Annotated in this window: 20 protein-coding genes and 1 tRNA gene; 20 read left to right on the top strand and 1 reads right to left on the bottom strand. The window is 30.0% G+C overall.

Annotation, left to right across the window (positions count from 1 at the left end; all coding sequences use genetic code 11):
* The first annotated feature begins 1 nt into the window (after position 1).
* The 6 genes from CPIN17260_RS02335 (at position 2) to CPIN17260_RS02360 (ending at position 4,537) form a co-directional block, all read left to right on the top strand.
* Complete coding sequence (locus tag CPIN17260_RS02335; protein ID WP_069637899.1) at positions 2-1,204, top strand: radical SAM protein; 1,203 nt, start codon at positions 2-4, stop codon at positions 1,202-1,204.
* Positions 1,204-2,058 (top strand): radical SAM protein, encoded by an 855-nt coding sequence (locus tag CPIN17260_RS02340; protein ID WP_069637900.1) that lies wholly within the window; start codon positions 1,204-1,206, stop codon positions 2,056-2,058. Before CPIN17260_RS02335 ends, CPIN17260_RS02340 begins: the two co-directional genes overlap by 1 nt.
* Positions 2,059-2,071: 13 nt before the next feature.
* Positions 2,072-2,434: a DUF1353 domain-containing protein gene (locus CPIN17260_RS02345; RefSeq protein ID WP_226996983.1), complete on the top strand. Its 363-nt coding sequence runs from the start codon at positions 2,072-2,074 to the stop codon at positions 2,432-2,434.
* A gap of 15 nt (positions 2,435-2,449) precedes the next feature.
* Positions 2,450-3,610 (top strand): phage tail sheath family protein, encoded by a 1,161-nt coding sequence (locus CPIN17260_RS02350; protein ID WP_078440505.1) that lies wholly within the window; start codon positions 2,450-2,452, stop codon positions 3,608-3,610.
* Between the two features lie 167 nt (positions 3,611-3,777).
* Positions 3,778-4,293, top strand: a complete 516-nt coding sequence (locus CPIN17260_RS02355) for a phage major tail tube protein (protein WP_078440506.1) — start codon at positions 3,778-3,780, stop codon at positions 4,291-4,293.
* A 1-nt stretch (position 4,294) separates the two neighbouring features.
* Positions 4,295-4,537, top strand: coding sequence for a phage tail assembly protein (locus CPIN17260_RS02360; RefSeq protein ID WP_069637904.1), 243 nt, complete (start codon positions 4,295-4,297; stop codon positions 4,535-4,537).
* A 291-nt stretch (positions 4,538-4,828) separates the two neighbouring features.
* Here the strand turns inward: CPIN17260_RS02360 and CPIN17260_RS09100 are convergent, their stop codons facing one another.
* Positions 4,829-5,119 carry a hypothetical protein gene (locus tag CPIN17260_RS09100; RefSeq protein ID WP_153300943.1) on the bottom strand — a complete coding sequence of 97 codons (291 nt, stop codon included), beginning with the start codon at positions 5,117-5,119 and terminating at the stop codon, positions 4,829-4,831.
* 29 nt (positions 5,120-5,148) lie between these two features.
* Here CPIN17260_RS09100 and CPIN17260_RS02370 point away from each other — a divergent pair, with 29 nt between their 5' ends.
* The 14 genes from CPIN17260_RS02370 (at position 5,149) to CPIN17260_RS02425 (ending at position 17,634) form a co-directional block, all read left to right on the top strand.
* Positions 5,149-7,569: a phage tail tape measure protein gene (locus CPIN17260_RS02370; protein WP_078440508.1), complete on the top strand. Its 2,421-nt coding sequence runs from the start codon at positions 5,149-5,151 to the stop codon at positions 7,567-7,569.
* Complete coding sequence (locus tag CPIN17260_RS02375) at positions 7,560-7,931, top strand: phage tail protein (protein ID WP_078440509.1); 372 nt, start codon at positions 7,560-7,562, stop codon at positions 7,929-7,931. The genes CPIN17260_RS02370 and CPIN17260_RS02375 overlap by 10 nt, the downstream gene beginning before the upstream one ends.
* Entirely contained in the window at positions 7,928-8,119 is a 192-nt protein-coding gene (locus CPIN17260_RS02380; protein WP_078440510.1) for a tail protein X, read from the top strand. The genes CPIN17260_RS02375 and CPIN17260_RS02380 overlap by 4 nt, the downstream gene beginning before the upstream one ends.
* Complete coding sequence (locus CPIN17260_RS02385; protein WP_078440511.1) at positions 8,113-9,087, top strand: phage late control D family protein; 975 nt, start codon at positions 8,113-8,115, stop codon at positions 9,085-9,087. Before CPIN17260_RS02380 ends, CPIN17260_RS02385 begins: the two co-directional genes overlap by 7 nt.
* Positions 9,088-9,181: 94 nt before the next feature.
* Complete coding sequence (locus CPIN17260_RS02390) at positions 9,182-9,937, top strand: DNA adenine methylase (RefSeq protein WP_078387942.1); 756 nt, start codon at positions 9,182-9,184, stop codon at positions 9,935-9,937.
* Positions 9,938-10,016: 79 nt separating this feature from the next.
* A complete protein-coding gene (locus tag CPIN17260_RS02395) occupies positions 10,017-10,676 on the top strand; it encodes a S24 family peptidase (protein WP_078387941.1) in 660 nt (219 codons plus the stop codon).
* A 1,652-nt stretch (positions 10,677-12,328) separates the two neighbouring features.
* Positions 12,329-12,457: a hypothetical protein gene (locus CPIN17260_RS09510; RefSeq protein ID WP_257616993.1), complete on the top strand. Its 129-nt coding sequence runs from the start codon at positions 12,329-12,331 to the stop codon at positions 12,455-12,457.
* Entirely contained in the window at positions 12,450-12,599 is a 150-nt protein-coding gene (locus tag CPIN17260_RS09105; protein ID WP_153300920.1) for a hypothetical protein, read from the top strand. Before CPIN17260_RS09510 ends, CPIN17260_RS09105 begins: the two co-directional genes overlap by 8 nt.
* 431 nt (positions 12,600-13,030) lie before the next feature.
* Positions 13,031-13,957, top strand: a complete 927-nt coding sequence (locus tag CPIN17260_RS02400; RefSeq protein ID WP_078415696.1) for a ribose-phosphate pyrophosphokinase — start codon at positions 13,031-13,033, stop codon at positions 13,955-13,957.
* A gap of 71 nt (positions 13,958-14,028) precedes the next feature.
* Positions 14,029-14,940, top strand: a complete 912-nt coding sequence (locus tag CPIN17260_RS02405; protein WP_226996987.1) for a radical SAM protein — start codon at positions 14,029-14,031, stop codon at positions 14,938-14,940.
* Entirely contained in the window at positions 14,937-15,767 is an 831-nt protein-coding gene (locus CPIN17260_RS02410; protein WP_078440512.1) for a pyridoxamine kinase, read from the top strand. The genes CPIN17260_RS02405 and CPIN17260_RS02410 overlap by 4 nt, the downstream gene beginning before the upstream one ends.
* Before the next feature lie 76 nt (positions 15,768-15,843).
* Positions 15,844-15,918, top strand: a tRNA-Asn gene (locus tag CPIN17260_RS02415).
* A gap of 745 nt (positions 15,919-16,663) precedes the next feature.
* On the top strand, positions 16,664-17,140 hold the full coding sequence (gene ybaK / locus CPIN17260_RS02420) for a Cys-tRNA(Pro) deacylase (protein ID WP_069632876.1): 477 nt from the start codon (positions 16,664-16,666) through the stop codon (positions 17,138-17,140).
* 233 nt (positions 17,141-17,373) lie between these two features.
* Positions 17,374-17,634 carry a MarR family winged helix-turn-helix transcriptional regulator gene (locus CPIN17260_RS02425; RefSeq protein WP_069636472.1) on the top strand — a complete coding sequence of 87 codons (261 nt, stop codon included), beginning with the start codon at positions 17,374-17,376 and terminating at the stop codon, positions 17,632-17,634.
* Positions 17,635-17,719: the final 85 nt, after the last annotated feature.

Below are 17,719 nucleotides of genomic sequence, written 5' to 3' on the forward strand. Positions count from 1 at the left end.
AATGAAAATAACGGAAAAAATAAATAAAATAAAAGATGAGAGATGTTATCAAATTTTTACAAATTTATCTTGTAACTTAGATTGTTCGTATTGCTATGAAAAGTCTAAATTTAATAAAGTAAATAAATTTGAATATATAAAAGAGTTTTTAGATATTTGTATGAAGCAAGATAAAAACAAATTTAAAATTATGGCACTTGATTTTATTGGTGGAGAGCCTTTTTTGGTGGTTGATTTGTTGGAAAAAATAACAGATTATTGTTTGAGTAAATATAAAGAATTTGGATTTAAATATTTTAGATTATATTTTTCATCAAATACAACTTTAATGAAAAATAAAAAAGTTCAAGAATATATATTAAAACACAAAGACTATATCTTTATAGGAGTGAGTATTGATGGTGTAAAAGAAACACACAATAAAAACAGAGTATATCTAAAAAGCAGGAAAGGCTCATTTGATGATGTTATTGAAGGACTTGAATGGTTGCTTGAAAACATAGGACATGAACATGTAAATGTCAAACAAACTTTTACAAAAGAAACTGCTGATAAATATGCAGAAGGAGTTGATTTTATCTTTAAAAAAGGAGTAACTGCAATAAATGCTAATTTTATATTTGAAGATACCTATGATTTAAAATGGTCAGAGACACAGACTTTAGAAATGTTTGATTTAATGGATAAAGCAGTAGAAGCTGGCTATGATGAAAAAGTAATATTTAATTTTGTATTTAATAAAGGAAAATCAAATGTTAATATTGGAAATTTTACAAGATTAAAACATAAGATAGTTTCTACTGAAAATGCTTGCGGATCTTGCAAACATATGTCTTGTATAGGTTTTGATAAAAAGGTTTATGGCTGTTCAAGATTTATGACTATGCTTAAAGATGGTGTTGAATTGGGCGTTTTAAAAGATGGCAAGATAACTCCTGCTAACAACAGAGATGATTTTGCAAATGAAATATTAAATCAATACAAGCAAAGACCAAAAGAGTGTCAAATTTGCCCAGTGCAATTAGCTTGTTCTACTTGTGTAGCAATCCCATATGAGTACAATAAAATAGATATTAAATCATATTTAGATCAGAAAAAACAGTGTGGTTTTACTTGGGCAAGAGTTGTTTCAAGTTTGTATTATAAATTATTAAAAGAGAAGCAAAACATAATCAAAGAAAAGAAAAAAAAGAGGGGATTTTAATGCTAAATTTAAATATAAGAATGACTAATGATTGTAATATGAATTGTAGCTTTTGTCATTTAAAAGAAGATATGAAAAATAAAAAGAAAATAGATATAGTGTCTTTTGCGGATTATTATATTCAAGAGAAGTTAAACAATGGGATTGAATTTAGTAGTTTCACAATATCCGGTGGAGAGCCGTTATTGCATATTAAAGAACTTGAAAATTTATTAAATGTACTCTTAAAATATGATAATGATGGAGAAAAGTCTATTCAAATTATGACTAATGGTACTTTTATAGACAATGCATTTGTAAAAACTTTCAATGAGTTTGAGAACATAAGCTTTGTAATCTCTTTTGATAATACTGACAATAAAGATATATATAATTTATGCAATATGTCACCTTTTGGGCTATCGGTTTTAAACAGTATTTCAAATCTTAAAAACAAAAAAATAAGAATTGTTATAGATAATTTTAGAGATGATTTATTTGAACTAAAAACATATCAGCTATACACAGCCTTACAAAAACCAAGAGTGCAAATAGCACTAAATTATGAAAAAGTAAAAGACTTAACAATTGAAGATGCGTATTATTTAGTAAGAAGTATAGAGAGATTTAAGCAGTTAGATATGTATTATATGGTTGATTTTACTCATCTTTTTCACCATAATTGCAATTGTTCAAATAGCAAAATTATTACACCGCAAGGAGAAACATTACAAACTGCTGACAAATATGGCAGCCCTTTTGAAACTTATGGCTGTTCTAATCTCATAAATCGTGGGATGAGCTTAGAATTATATAAAGTGTTTGCAAGGCTTATAGATGCTAGCAAAATACCATCCGAATTTATAGAAGACTAAGGATAGTTATATGATGAAACATAGAGTTAATGTTAAGCCTTTTAGTAAAGATAAGTTTGAACTTGTAGAAGATTTTATCTTTGATGGTGTAAAGATACCAAAAGGTTATAAAACAAATGGGGCAAACATACCTAGAATTTTATGGTGTTTCTTTCCTCCAAATAGTCCTGAGTATTTATCGGCTATTGTCGTACATGATTATTTATGTGATGTAGCTGATAGCACTATCAAAGATGACACACTCAAAAATGTGAGCTTTAAATATGCTGATGATATGTTTTTAAAGGCTCTTTTAGAGTTAAAAGTGAATAAATTTAAGTCTAAGCTATTTTATTATAGTTGTAGATTTTATCACAAATTTAAATATGAAATTTAATAAAAGGAGTGAATTATGGCAGCAAAATATGGTGTAAATGTAACCATAAGTGCCGAGGCGGCAAGACCTATAGCAGTAGAAAGTACTACACCTATAGGCATAGCAGGATATGAGGAAGTGCTAGAAGATGGGATACATTTTTATATGACAACCAAAAAGGCACTTGAGGCACTTGATGAAAAGTACGAGCAGAAAAAATCAAGCTCTGAGACCTTTAAAAAAGGCAGCATCTATAAGGCTTTAAAGGCTATAGATGATCAAGCTGTAAACACTCAAATCATCTTATCTGTATTTAGCAAAGATAATGACGAAGAGACAAATGATGAAGTTACGGCTTGCAAACAAGCTATAAACAACTTTAAGAATGCAAAGGCAAAAACAGCTTATAGACCAAATATCATAATAGCACCTGGATTTAGCCACGAAGATGCAATAAAGGTTGAGATAGAAAGCACGGCTAAAAAGCTAAAAGCTACTGGTATAGTAGATATAAAAGCAAGTAGTGCAAGTGAAGCTATAGGTAAAATGGGTGCTTTTGGAACAAGAAGGCTAATAGCTGCTTATCCAAATGTAAAGACATGGGATGAGGAAAATAACGAGTATGAATACACTCCACAATCAGCTCGCATTGCTGGAATGATAGCTTATGTTGATGGGCAAAGTGAGTTTGGATATAGTGATAGCTACTCAAACAGAGTTATGGGCGGTGTGTTTGGCACTGAGGTTGATATAGACTTTGAACTAGGTGAAACTTGCACGGCTGATGAGCTTCGTGGGGCAAAAATTTCAACTGTGATAAGAGAGCAAGGATTTCGTGCTTGGGGCGGTGAGACAAGTGATATAGACAGTATATGGCAAGATCTAGCAAGAGTTAGAATATTTGATCGTATAAGCGAAGCAACTCAAAAAGGTGTGCTTTTTGCGATAGATAGAAAGGCAAGTGAGCTATATCACGCTAAAAGAAGCGTGGAAGAACTTTTAAGATCATTAGTGGGTGCTAAGGTCTTGCTTGGATTTGAGCTATCTTGGAGTGAGAAAAATACAGATGCAACAGTAACTGCTGGTAAGTTTTATCTTGATGTTAGAATGCAAAATAATCCTATAGTGAAACAATTAACACTAGATTTTATCTATGTAGATAGCTATTCAAAATTGTTATTAGAAGATTTGAAATAGCTTTAAAGAATGAGTAAAAAGGCTAAAACCTTACTTGGTGTGATTAAGGCTTACGATTAGTAAGGCGTATCACGGTAACTTTAGGGGTTTTGAAAGGGCTTTAGCCCTTCATCGTAAAGCTAGGCTTTGCCTAGCTGCGAAGTAAAAGTAAAAATAAGGAGTAAATGATGGCAAGAAGACAAATACCACAAATAGTGCAAGAAGCTAATGTTTATGTTGATGGACAAGGTTACCTAGGGGTAACCAAAAAGCTAAAGCTTCCTACAATAGAGTTTGAAACACTAGAAACTAAAGGTGCTTTGAGTGCTGAGTATTCAATGGGTGTATTAAAGGCAACAGAGATTGAGTTTACTATAAATAAAATAGATAAAAACGAGTTTAATGCACTTGGGGTTAATGTGTTTAAAAACAGAGTGCCTTTGCTTTTTAAAGCTTCTATATATGAAAGCGGAAAAGAGAAGAAAGCACCACTATCTTTAGCAATTACAGGTGATTTTAAAAGCTATGAGATAACAGAGCTTGAGAGCGGAAAAGAACTTGAAATAACAGCAAAGATGTCAGCTCATTTTATAGATCTAAAAATAGACAATACACAACTAATACTAAAAGATGTAGAAAATATGATATGTGTTGTTGGTGGGGTTGATTATATGGCTGATGTAAGAGCAAATTTAGGAGAATAGTATGAGAAAAACAACAGTTAAATTAGAAGTAAAAGGCGAAGAGATAGAAGTTTATGCTCCAACAGTAAGAGCTGTAAGAATGGCAAGTAGTGGTTCTAAAAGTGAAATAGAACAGTCTATTAAAATATGTGCTGTGTGTGCAAATATGACAGAAAAAGAGATTGATGAGCTTGATATGCAAGATTTTAATGCTATACAAAAAGTGGTGCAGGATTTTTTAGGCGTGGCAGGGGTTGTAGCTTAGAAGCTATAGCCCTTGTGGCTTATACACTTCACTTTGGTTATGAAGAGATAAATAATATGTCTTATGATGAATTTAGTGAGTTTGTAAAGATTTGCGAAGAGATTAATGAGAAGCGGTAAAAAAACGACAACTGCTTGTCGTTTTTAGCTTCGCAAGGCAAGGCGATGCGGATTTATCCGCCGCCGAAGCATGAGCCGTAGTTTGCAAGGCAAGGCGATGTTGCAAAGCAACCGCCGAAGTAATAAGTCGTAAAGATGAGCTTGGCTCATCTGCGAAGTAAAGATAAGCAAGCTATATGTCTTTGTATATATAGTCTTGCTTTGCTTTGTTTTTACTAAATAGTTTTTTGCATGAAAAGCATAGTATAGGCAAGATAATTTCTTTAAAAGTTGCAAACGAAAATATAAGTATTGGGGATAAAAATATATATATTAAAACAGACCAAAAAAATGTAGCTATAAATTTAGCAAAAAGTTCATCTTCTGGTTCAAAAGGAACATTGATAAATAATGCTATAAATATTGCAACAAAGCTTATAGCTATATATAAATTTACCTGTGTTAAATCATCTAATTTTTTCATAGGCATATTATAGTAAAAAAGGAATTAAAATGCAAAATGCTCTAATTGGTATATCTATAGGCTTGGCTCTTAAAGGTATTAGCTCTGTAAAGCTTGGTGAAAATAGCTTTAATAAGCTACAAAAAGCAATAGAAAATACAGGGACAAAAGCACAAAAACTAAATAGCATTTTAAGCAAAATAAAGCTAAGTAATATGAAGATAGATGGCTTAGAAAGCAAGATGTCTAACTTTAAATCAAAAATAGGCGAGAAGTTAGCACTTGGAGCTTCTGTTGTTATGCCTATAAAGCTAGGAGCCCAGTTTGAAAGCGACATGGCTAGAGTTAAAGCCTTATCCGGAGCAAATACTGATGAGTTTGAAAAGCTAAAACAAACAGCTAAAGATCTTGGTGCTTTTACTACCTTTTCAGCTTCGCAAGCCGCACAAGGTATGCAGTTTTTATCTATGGCTGGTTTTAAAGCTAATGAAACCGTGGAAGCTATGCCTGGTCTTTTAGCACTTGCAAGTGCAGGAGCTACCGATCTAGCTACTACATCTGATATAGCCTCAAACATATTAACAGGCTTTGGTCTTAAAGCTAGCGAGATGGGTCGTGTGGCTGATGTAATGTCAAAGGCTATGAGTAGTGCAAATGTTGATACTACTATGCTTGGTGATACTATGAAATATGTAGCTCCGGTCGCTAGTGGTCTTGGGGCATCAATTGAAGAAGTTGCAGCACTTAGTGCAAAGCTTGGAGATGTTGGTATCCAAGGCTCTATGGCAGGAACAACATTAAGAAGTATGTATGCTAGAATGGCAGCACCGCCTAGTGAGGCTAGAAAAATGCTTGAAGAGCTTGGTGTGTCAACTACTACGACTGATGGAAAAATGAAAGATATGATAACTATCATAGGTGAGTTAAATAGTAGAATGTCTTTAATGAGTGAGAGTGAAAAAGCAGAAGCTATAAAAAATCTTTTTGGAATGGAAGCTATTGGTGGGGCAACCGCACTTTTAAAACAAGGGTCTAAAAACCTAAGAGATTATGAAGCTAGCTTAAAAAACTCACAAGGTGCAGCTAAAAAGATAGCAAAAGACCAAAACGATACAGCTATGGGTGACTTTAAGGCTCTTGGATCTGTTTTTAGTGGTATAGCTATAAATATAAGCGAGCTTTTATTGCCAGCTATAAGATCATTAACACAAGGGCTTACAAAAGTAGGTGTTTGGATAAATAGCTTTATTGAAAAACATAAGACACTTGCAAAGGTTATATCGTTTGTAGTTGTTGGTTTTATAAGCTTTAGTGTAATACTTCCTACGATTGGTTTTTTGATGATGGGTGTTAGTGTAGCTAGTCTTAGAGCGATGAATACTTTTAGGATGTTAAGAATAGCCTCATCTCTTTTATTTAGCGGACTTGGTAAGCTTGTAATAGCTATTAGATCACAAAATATAGCGATGATGCTTGCCGGACTTAGACTAAAAGCTGCCATAGTTTTAACAAGTGCTTATAATGTAGCTAATAAGGCTTTGGCGGCTGGGTTTGCTATGCTTCGTAGTGCTATGGTCGCTGGTGCTGGTGCTATGAAAATACTTAGGCTCGCTCTTATTTCAACTGGCATTGGGGCTATAATAGTAGGTATAGGTATAGCGGCTGCTTTTTTGATAGCTAACTGGGATAAAGTTAAGATATACTTTAATAAATTTGTATCCTGGGCGAAAAACACCTTTGGTGGATTGATTAATGGGGTTAAGACATTGTTTGGCGGTACTGTAAGCTTTATAGCATCTGTATTTAGTCCTATAACAAATGTAATTAGTGGCTTATTTGGTGGTGTGGCTGGTTTATTTAGTGCTATGTTTGATGATATAAAAGGCGCTTTTAGCTCTGTTGCTTCTTGGTTTGAAGGTGTGTTTGGTGGTTTGTTTGATTGGTTTAGTGATAAGTTTAACTGGGTTAGTGATACTTTAAAAACAGTAACTGATAATATAGGTAGTGTTTGGAGTAGTGCTAAGAGCTTTTTTGGATTTGGAGATGATGAAAAAGATACAGATAAAAACGAGCAAAATACCAAACTTACACAAAACAAAGAGATAAACACAAAAGAAAGCTATGAAAGTAATACTATCTTTAAAAGCCAAGAAAATTTACAAGAAAACACGATAAAAAACAAGCAAATAACAGAGCAAGAGAGCTTAGTAAATAAGGGCAAAGAGACTAAGCCCTGGTATCAAAAAGAGCAAACAAAGCCTAAGGGCAAAACCCTTGCAAATAAGGCTATGAATGCAGTAAATCAAGCTATAAACATAAGCTTTAATGGCGGTATAAATATAGCTACAAGTGATGGTAAGTTTGATATGGCTGAGTTTGAAAAAGCTGTTTTAATAAGTGTTAAAAGGGCTTTAAAAACTGAAGCTATGAATGAAAAAAATACAAGCATAGTGGTAAAAAAATGGTATTAAGTCTTGGAGATTTTAAATTTAACTGGGATCAGACAAATAGCATTGCTTTGCAAAGTGAGTTTGGCATAAGCAAAAATGAAAGGATAAATAATAATCCTGCCTTGTTTAGACAAAGCTTGCAAAGTCAAAGTATAACAATAGAGGGTAAAACCTTGCCCTATAAAAGAGATAAGCAAAGCGGGCTTAAAAAGCTTTATGAGCTAGCAAACAGTGGTAAGAGCCATATACTTGTAACTGGATATGGTAAGTATCTTGGTAAGTTTGCGATTATGAGTATAAATGAAAATCAGTCTATCTTTACTGACAATGGATTGTTTTTTACACAAAGCTTTAGCTTAGAGCTTGTAAGGGATTATGAATGAAGATATATATAGCAAAAGATGGAGATAGGCTTGATAGTGTGGTACAGGCTTATTATGGGCATCTTAGGTTTTTTGAAATGGTGCTTGAACTAAATACAAAGCTAAAATATGTGCTAAGTGCTGGGGATAAGGTGCTTTTGCCAGAAATAAAAGAAGAAACAAAGCAAACGGAGAGTGCCTTGTGGTAAATGTTGGTGATTTTAAGCTACTTGCTAATGGAGCTGATGTAACTGCAAAGATAAGGGCTAATCTAATAAATCTAAGCTATGATGACAAAGAAGGTGATAAAAGCGATGAGATAAGCTTTGTTGTGAATGGACTTTATAAAAAGCCATTTTTTGGGGATAATTTAGAGCTTTGGCTTGGTTATGTAGACAGGCTTTATCATTGTGGTAAATTTAGTGTTCAAACAGTAACAAAGAACTATAAAGCAAATACAACAGAAGTAAGAGCTACTGCTGTAAATTTTGCTAGTAAGCAAAAAGAGGCTAAAAGAAGGACTTGGGAAAATACCACACTTTTTGGTATAGCAAACAAAATAGCAGATGAAAATAAGCTTAGTTTTAAAGGTGTGGGTGATGATATACCAGTGTTATCAAAACTTCAAAACAATGTATCTGATATAGAGTTTTTATATACTCTTTGCTTTGAGCTTGGATACTTAATGGGAGTTAAGAATAACACCATAACAATAACAACCAAAGAAGGTAAAGCCAAGGCTCTTAACGGTGCTGGTGTGAGTGCAAAAAATGAGAGTTTGCCTAGATTTGTAGTGTCTTTGAGTGAGTGTGTGAGTCTAAGCATAACAGAGGCAAACAGGCATAGCTATGATAGTGTAGTGGTAGGCTGGCACGACAATAAGAGCGGTAAAGACAATGAAGTAAAAGTAGGCAAAGGTAAACAAGTATATAAAATGCAAATACCGGAACCAAAGGCTGACAGCGAGGCTTTAAAGATGGGAGAGTCAAAGCTAAATGAGTTACAGCGTGGCGGGCTTAGCGGGAGTTGTTCTTTGCTTGGAAAAGAGTTAAGAGCTGGTGGCAAGATAAGCTTTAAAGATGTTGGCGGTGTTGAGAATATAGAGTTTAGCATAAAGAGTGTTAGACACAATCTAAGTAGTAGCGGGTATTTTATAGATGTTGAGTTTGAGGGTTAAGGAGCATAAAAGCCCCTTCTTATAAACAAGCAGAGTAATATTAGCAAAACTTCTTATAAACAAGCAAAAATATTTTATTTTATAAGGAGTTTGTATGCAAACAACAAAAGCAGCGTTTGGCTGGGTAGGTGGCAAAAGTAAGCTAGCAAAAGACATAATAGCTTTAATGCCTAAGCACGATAAGTATGTAGAGGTGTTTGGCGGGGCTTTATCTGTCTTTTATCAAAAAGAACCGTCAAAATGCGAGATACTAAATGATATAAATGGCGAACTTATAAATTTACATAGAATAATAAAAACAAGACCACAAAGCCTAAACATAGAGCTTAATAATATACTAAGAAGTAGAGAGATTTTTTATCTTATAAAAGATAAAAAGCTAAAACCAAGAAACAACATACAAAGAGCAGCTTTTTACTTTTATCTTATAAGTCTTAGCTTTGGATCTAAGGGTAATAATTTTGCTATGGCTAAGGGCAGAAACCCTAAAAATATTTACCGGGATTTTACACTGCAATCAAGAAGACTTAAGCGTGCTATTATAGAGAATATGAGCTATGAAAGATTAATAAAAGAGTATGATAGCAAAGATACACTATTTTATCTAGACCCACCGTATGTGGGTACTGAAAGCTATTATAAAACCCTAAAAGATTTTAACCTAGCAGATCATAAAAATCTATCTTATATATTAAGCAATATCAATGCTAATTTTATACTTTCTTATAATGATTGCGACTTAGTAAGAGAGCTTTATAGTGATTTTACAATCAAAGAGCTAAGCATAAGATACACACTCAATGCTAAAACAAATAAGATTAACAAAGAATTACTTATTATGAATTTTTAGTATCATTACAAATTGTAATATTTTTTAGATATTATTTGAAAATATGTTTAAATTCATTATAAAATTTAAAGGTATTACAATGAATATGAATGAGATAAACGAAAGGCTTAAAGACATACTAGCCACGGAAGGTAGGAAGAATATAAAAGATGCTGATGTGGCTAGAGAGCTTGGTATAAGTCCAAACTCTTATGCTCAAATGAAGTTTAGGAATACAATCCCCTATAAGGAGATAATGGACTTCTTATCAAAGCGGAATATATCTATAAATTTATTCTTTTACAATCAAGATGGAAATAGTCTTAGTAAATCAGAAAAAAGATATAAGATACTAAAGATGTTTAATGTAAAAGCTAGTCTTGGTGGAGGTGGATATAATGATGATGAAGAGTTTGAAGAGGTAGTAATCGATAAAAAGATATTAAAGCACTTTGGTAGAGGTAATTGTGGTGATATGTATGAGGTGGATATAATATCAGCTATTGGTGATAGTATGCAACCACATATATGTGATGGTGATTTATGTGTTATAGGTAAAGCAATGCCTTTTAAAGATGGTAATATCTATGCTGTAAATACTGATGATGGCTTAGTTATAAAAGAGTGTTACAAACAAAAAGATGAACTAATGCTTGTATCTTATAATCCAAGTTATACCCCTATAAGGCTTAAAGAATATGAATATAAAATAGTAGGTATGTTTGTTGGACTTATGCGAAATTTAATACCTATAAAGTGATTTTAAAAAGCTTTTAAAAGGTGTTTAAAATGATAAAATTTGTGCTAGAAATCAAAGTATAAAAATACTCACTTTGATTTTAAGCGTAAACCCACTTTGATTTGAAAAGCGGTTTTACATTATGATTAATATACAAGTGGTATATTTTATTTGATTGTGGATAATTGTTTTTTATTCTTTTTAAATCATTTAAATTCTTTTTGCTTAATAGCTAGATGGTAGGTTTGTTGTTTATAGGAGGAATTTTAATAGCTCAATTAGCGCAGAATTTAATCTAAAAGGTTATGATTATAATCCATATAGAAATAATTAGGAGCAAATTTATTAGAATATAATAATTATAAAATGTGCTAGCAAAATAAAAGAGTGAGCAGATAAATCAAATTTACAAAGATATAAAAAACAAAACTACTTAAATAAACAAACTCTTCCTTAATGGACATATAAACAAAATAGAAATTTTACAATCACTAATCAACTCATTAAACAAATCATATTATAAAGTTACAAGCAAATAATATAAAAACAACTGTAATTGTGTGATACTCCTACAGTATTTATATATAAGTTCTTTTATTTAAATAATATAAAAAAGATTAATTAGCTGTAAGTATACGAAGTACTTATGTACTGAAAGGTAAATTAGCGATTATTCCTGTTTCGTTCTTTATTAAAAATCTTAGTAAGTTTATCAATACTTTACTCATATAATACTGCTATATTTATAGATAAGTATAATTGAATGCTTTATAAAAGTGTTATTTGATAATGTAGAATCTTTATAAGTATTATAAAAAATTTATAGTGAATTGATTCATGTTCTTTTTTTGTTGATAAATTTATTTATCTATTTGTTTAAATGTTATAAATATGTATATTCACTAAAGATAATTTATTTAACTTTTATGAAGAAAAAGATTGATATGGTATTTTCTATGCTTATTCTTTTAATTTAATATATTAGTTTTTTAATTTTCTTTAGAGTCTTGTTGATTATTACTTAAAGATTTTTTTGAATGCATATTTTATTGACCACAATAAATAATATAAATTTTATTTAAAATGCTTATAAATAATTAATTTTTAATATAATATTTAGTTACTTAGTTTGAATATTTGGGTTTAAAATGATATATATAAGTATTCGAGTGAATAACAAAAGATAAAGTTAGAATGATTTTAAAAGTACTTGTGGCTAGTTCTATAGCTTGTATAAAAGTAATGTAAAGTTAAAACCTAATTTGAAACAAACATTCAAACATAAAATCAAATATATACTAAAATTTATGCTTTGGATAAAGATAAACATAATTGTTTTATGAGATATCTCATAAATAAAAGTTGGAGGTGGTAATGATATTATTATAAATTTAAAAATTATAATAGATGAAAATTCTAAAAATGAGATTTATACTGATAATAATGATGGTAAAGATGGTGTTAATGACACTATCTATGTAATTACTATAAAAAGACACTATTTATGGTAGCAAAAGTGATTAAATACTATGTTGGATATAAAGATATCATAGAAGATAGTGATGACAAAGAAAGTGTTATATTTGATAGTAATATATTAACCAGTTGAATGCATAATAAAGGCAAAAGTGGATATATAAGCGTGAGAATATACAAATGTAGAGCATAGCTTAGTGGGAAATATATTAAAAGTGTTTATAAATGGTAAAATATTAACTATAAATAACTTTGATAAATACAAAGATGAGATAGATCTAAACATAGGAAATAAAACTTCCAAAGAAGGAGATAGCGATGGCTAAAATTATATTTAGTGTAAGTATAAACAAGAGTTTAAAACAAGATCAGTATTTAATAGTAAATACAAATAGACAAATACTACTTTTTGGAACACTACTAAAATTCTCTTATAGATACTTTTATTCTATAACCAAATATAAGTAAGATAGTTATGCTGTTGAAAATGAAGATATTAAATTTAAATTTACAGGTGGTGTCGAGGCAATGTCTAAAAATCTAAAGTAACTAAAATCTAAAATGAACTATTATAGATAATCATAGTTATGATGATCTAGATCCAGAAGATTATTGCGCCTATGATATTTTATATAAATAAAATATCAAATTCATATCTTTTTATTATGTTTTTGTTTGTAATTTTGGAATTTTACTTAAACTTTATAATATTTTTCATACCGAAATTTAAGATGATCAAAAGTTTTTAAACTTAAATAATCTTTATTAAAGGTATTAGCTAAAATCATATAAGAAATATAGAATTCAAATAAAATATATTATTGCACTTTATTATTTTTATTGATTTAAGCAGCTTTTAGATAAAATTATAAACATAATATCAATATAAGGTTTTTTAAATGAGAGGTTATAAAGTTTTTTCAGGGACTGCAAATTTAGATTTTTCAAAAAAAGTTTCTCAATATCTATCTTTGCCGTTAAGTGAAGCTATAATAAAGCGTTTTAGCGATGGTGAGATAAGTGTTCAAATAGGTGAAAGTGTAAGGGGTAAAGATGTCTTTGTCGTTCAGCCAACCTGTGCACCGGCAAATATAAATTTAATGGAGCTTTTAGTTCTTACAGATGCTTTAAAACGTAGTTCTGCTAGTTCTATTACTGCTGTTGTTCCTTATTTTGGATATGCAAGACAAGATAGAAAAGCCGCACCACGTGTTCCTATCACAGCAAAGCTCGTTGCAAATATGATGCAAGTAGCCGGAATTGATAGGGTTGTTACTATGGATCTTCACGCTGGACAAATACAAGGTTTTTTTGATATTCCTGTTGACAATTTATATGGTAGTATTATTTTTACTGATTATGTTCGCTCTAAAAATTTAAAGAACCCTATTGTTGCTAGCCCTGATGTTGGAGGTGTTGCAAGAGCTAGAGCACTAGCTAAAAATTTAGGTCTTGATATGGTTATAGTTGATAAACGTCGTGAAAAAGCAAATGAAAGTGAAGTTATGAATGTCATAGGCGATGTCAATGGCAAAGATGTTATTTTGGTTGATGATATGATAGATACGGCTGGAACCATAGTAAAAGCATCTAAAGTTTTTAAAGATAAAGGCGCTACAAGTGTTATTGCGTTTTGTACACATCCGGTTTTGAGCGGAGCTGCTTATGAAAATCTATCAAAAGGCTATCTTGATGAACTTGTTGTAACTGATACCATACCTTTAAAACAAGAATTACCTTCCATAAAAGTTTTAAGTGTTGCACCTCTTTTTGGAGAGACCATAAGAAGAATTTATCACAATGAAAGTGTAAATTCTCTATTTTGATACTCTACAAAGCACCTACTAAATTTTTCAAGTAGGTGCTTTATTTTTTAAATCTTTAACAAGGAAAGATATTGAGTTTGGTATTTGGACCAATACACTCTCGTAGATTTGGTATGTCTTTGGGGATAGATTTATCTCCTTTTGCAAAATCATGTAATTTTGATTGTGTTTATTGTGAGATAGGTAAAGGTAAAATAACCCAAGATATAGAAATTCAGCCTGATATTGATGATATCATAGATGAATTAAAACTTGCAATATCAAAACACAAAAATATAGATGTTATAACAGTTAGCGCAAGCGGAGAGACAACTCTTTATAAAAATCTTAAAAACTTAGTAAGTAAAATAAAAGATATTAAAAAAGATAAAAAATTGCTTATATTGAGTAATGCAACAGGGCTTTTAAATCAAAACACATTTGAGTCTTTGCTTGAGTTTGATATAGCTAAGTTTAGCTTAGATAGTGTTATAAAATCCAGCTTTAAAAAACTAGCCAGAATTAAAGATATAAATTTAGAAAAGCTCATTAACAATATGAAGTTGTTTAAGGAGCAATTTGATGGCCAAATGGTTATAGAAACTCTTGTTGTTAAAAATATAAATGATAGCGATGATGAGTTTGCGAAATTAAATGATGTATTAAATTTCATAAAACCAGATAGGGTTGATATAGGTAGTATAGATAGACCACCTGCGTATAAAGTTACTGGCGTTGGCGAAGAAATTTTAGAAAAATTAGCATCAAATATAAAAAATATTCCAGTAAATATCATAAAATCAAAAACAAACACAACTAGATATGATTTTACAAAAGATGAAATAATACAACTTTTATTAAGGCGACCACAAACTATATCAAATATAAACGATAATTTTTCAGATTTATCAAAAAATAATTTAAATGAACTTATAAGTTTGGGTAAAATATATAAAATTGATGTTGCCGGTGTTTGTTTTTATAAAGTAAAGGAAAAAATATGAAAAGAATTTTAACTATTCAAGATATATCTTGTGTTGGCAAATGTTCGCTTGGTGTAGCACTTCCAATAATTAGCTCAATGGGTATTGAAGCTTGTGTTTTGCCAACAGCATTATTGTCAACTCATACAGGATTTAGTAACTTTACTTTTTTGGATTTAACAGATGAGATGGATAAGATAGTTGAAGTCTGGGAAAAGGAAAATATAAGTTTTGATGGAATTTATACAGGCTTTTTGGGAAATATAAAACAACTTACCAAAATAGAAGGCATTATAAATAAGTTTAAAAACAATAATGAGCTTATCCTTATAGACCCTTGTATGGCAGATAATGGGAAGTTTTATTCTTGCTTTGATGAAAGCTTTGCAAAAGCGATGAAAAACTTTTGTAAAAATGCAGATATAATTACACCAAACATTACAGAAGCTTGTTTTTTAACAGATACTAAATATCCAAAAAATGGGTATGATGATAAATTTATAGATGAATTGATGGATAAACTTAAAGAGCTTAAAACTAAATTTATCGTTTTAAAGGGTGTTAGTTATGATGAAAAAAGTTGCGGTGTTTTAAGCTATGATAAAAAAGAAAATGAAACAAAAAGTTATTTTCATGAGTTAATAGATGCTAGATTTAGCGGAACCGGAGATATATTTGCTTCTATCGTTTTTTCAAAAATTATTTTAGGCGATAGTTTGTATAATGCAACAAAAATAGCAGCTGATTTCGTTGTGGATTCTATAAATTCAACTCTAAAAGACAAAACACCCAACCACTATGGAGTTGATTTTGAAGAAAATTTACCAAATTTAATAAAAAAATTGTAATTTTGTAAAAATTTAAATTTATTTTTATTGACAAAAAAAGATTTTTTTCATATAATCACAGTTCATTTTTATTTATTCCGGATTAGCTCAGCGGTAGAGTAGGTGACTGTTAATCACTTGGTCGCTGGTTCGAATCCAGCATCCGGAGCCACTTATGTTTAAAAATCCATTCCAAATTTCCATTTTGCCAATATTTCAGAAAGATTAAGTTTTTAGTCAATCTTGCTTTTCCATATTATTTCAAATAAATTTGAATTTGTTTTGCGGATTATAATATATTATTGTAATGTTTTATGTGTTACAAAATACGACAAATAGATTAAAAAATATATCTATTTTAACAGTTTTAATTGTTTTTTAAGCTGTAATTAGATTTACTAAAGGTTCAGATACTCTTTTATTGGGTATTTGGTAAAATATTTTTCACACGAGTGTTTTCATAACTAAAAACCTTTATTTTTAGAAATTAGGTTTTTGTAGCAGAAATTTAGTTTTTACATACACTTTTTTATATAAACTCCTATTTTAAAAAAAGTTATTTATTTCTGCTACATTTTTTTAAAACATTCTGTACTTTTATACACGGTTTTAAGAGCAGCTGTTTTTATTATCTTGTTGAAAATAACCACTTTTTAATTATTGTTTAAACAGCTACTTATAAAAATATTTTGTATCTTGACAGAAAAAAGATTTGTATCAAAAGGTCAAAATCTTTTTGAATCATAAAACCATCAAATCCTAAACTCGCCATGTTATAAAATAAAATATAATTCGGAATAATTTAATATACGTTTTAAAAAATAAAATATAGCGATTTGTTTTAAAAATATAAACAAGCATTCAATAAAATTTAATTACAATTATGCAATCAATTTTAATCAAATTTGGAAAAAATAATGGAAAAAAATAAAACGAATGCAATGAGAATTTTAGATAAGCATAAAATAGCTTATGAGTCATTTTTTTATGAGTCAGATGGGGCTATTGATGGTGTTTATGTGGCAAATAAAATCGGATTTGCAGTTGAAAGTGTATACAAAACACTTGTTCTTATAGGAAATGACAATAACTATTATGTTGCTGTCATTCCGGTAGCCAAAGAGCTTGATTTAAAAAAACTAGCCAAAGCTTGTGGTGTTAAAAAGGTTGAGTTAATTCCAGTGGCTAAAATAAACTCAGTTACTGGATATATAAGGGGTGGTTGTTCGCCTATTGGTATGAAAAAAGACTATCCTTTACAGATAGACCAAAGCGCGCAAGTGTTAGATGAAATTATAGTTAGCGGTGGAAAGATAGGCGTTCAAATTAAAATAAAAGTTGAAGATATAACTAAGATAAGAAAAGCTAGTTTTTCGGATTTATTAAAAGAATAAGAGGCCAACTTATATAAAATTTAACAATATAAAAAATTATTTTTTTATATTGTTATCTTCTTGATTATCTATTTTATGGTTTATTAGAAAACCTATAGCATGAATAATAAAAATAATAGGCGTTAAAAATACTGCATAAATATACATTCAAAAAATATAATTTTAACTTTTTTGATAATGCTTTCCATTTCTCTACATAATACTTTTCCATAATAAAATTTTAAGAATAAGCAATGAATCAAAATTATTTTTTTGATAAACTAATTTTAATGTATTTATATAAAAAGGAGTCAATAAGTACATTAGATATTGAAAATGAGTTTGGAGGTATACTTGATAAACAAAATGTTAACAATATTATATCAAACAGAAAAAATACAACATCATACATATATAAAGGATTTATCGATTATGACCAAAATAAACAAACTCTAACCATTACCGAAGAAGGCAAAAATTTGATAGAACAAGAGTTTAGTGAAAGTAGAAGTTAAATTTATAATTATTAGTTCTTCTTTTTATTGGTTTATATTTTTTGATATTATTTGCTTTTTGTAAAAAATACTATTTAATCTAATA

Source organism: Campylobacter pinnipediorum subsp. pinnipediorum (assembly GCF_002021925.1).
GTDB classification, from domain to species: domain Bacteria; phylum Campylobacterota; class Campylobacteria; order Campylobacterales; family Campylobacteraceae; genus Campylobacter_A; species Campylobacter_A pinnipediorum.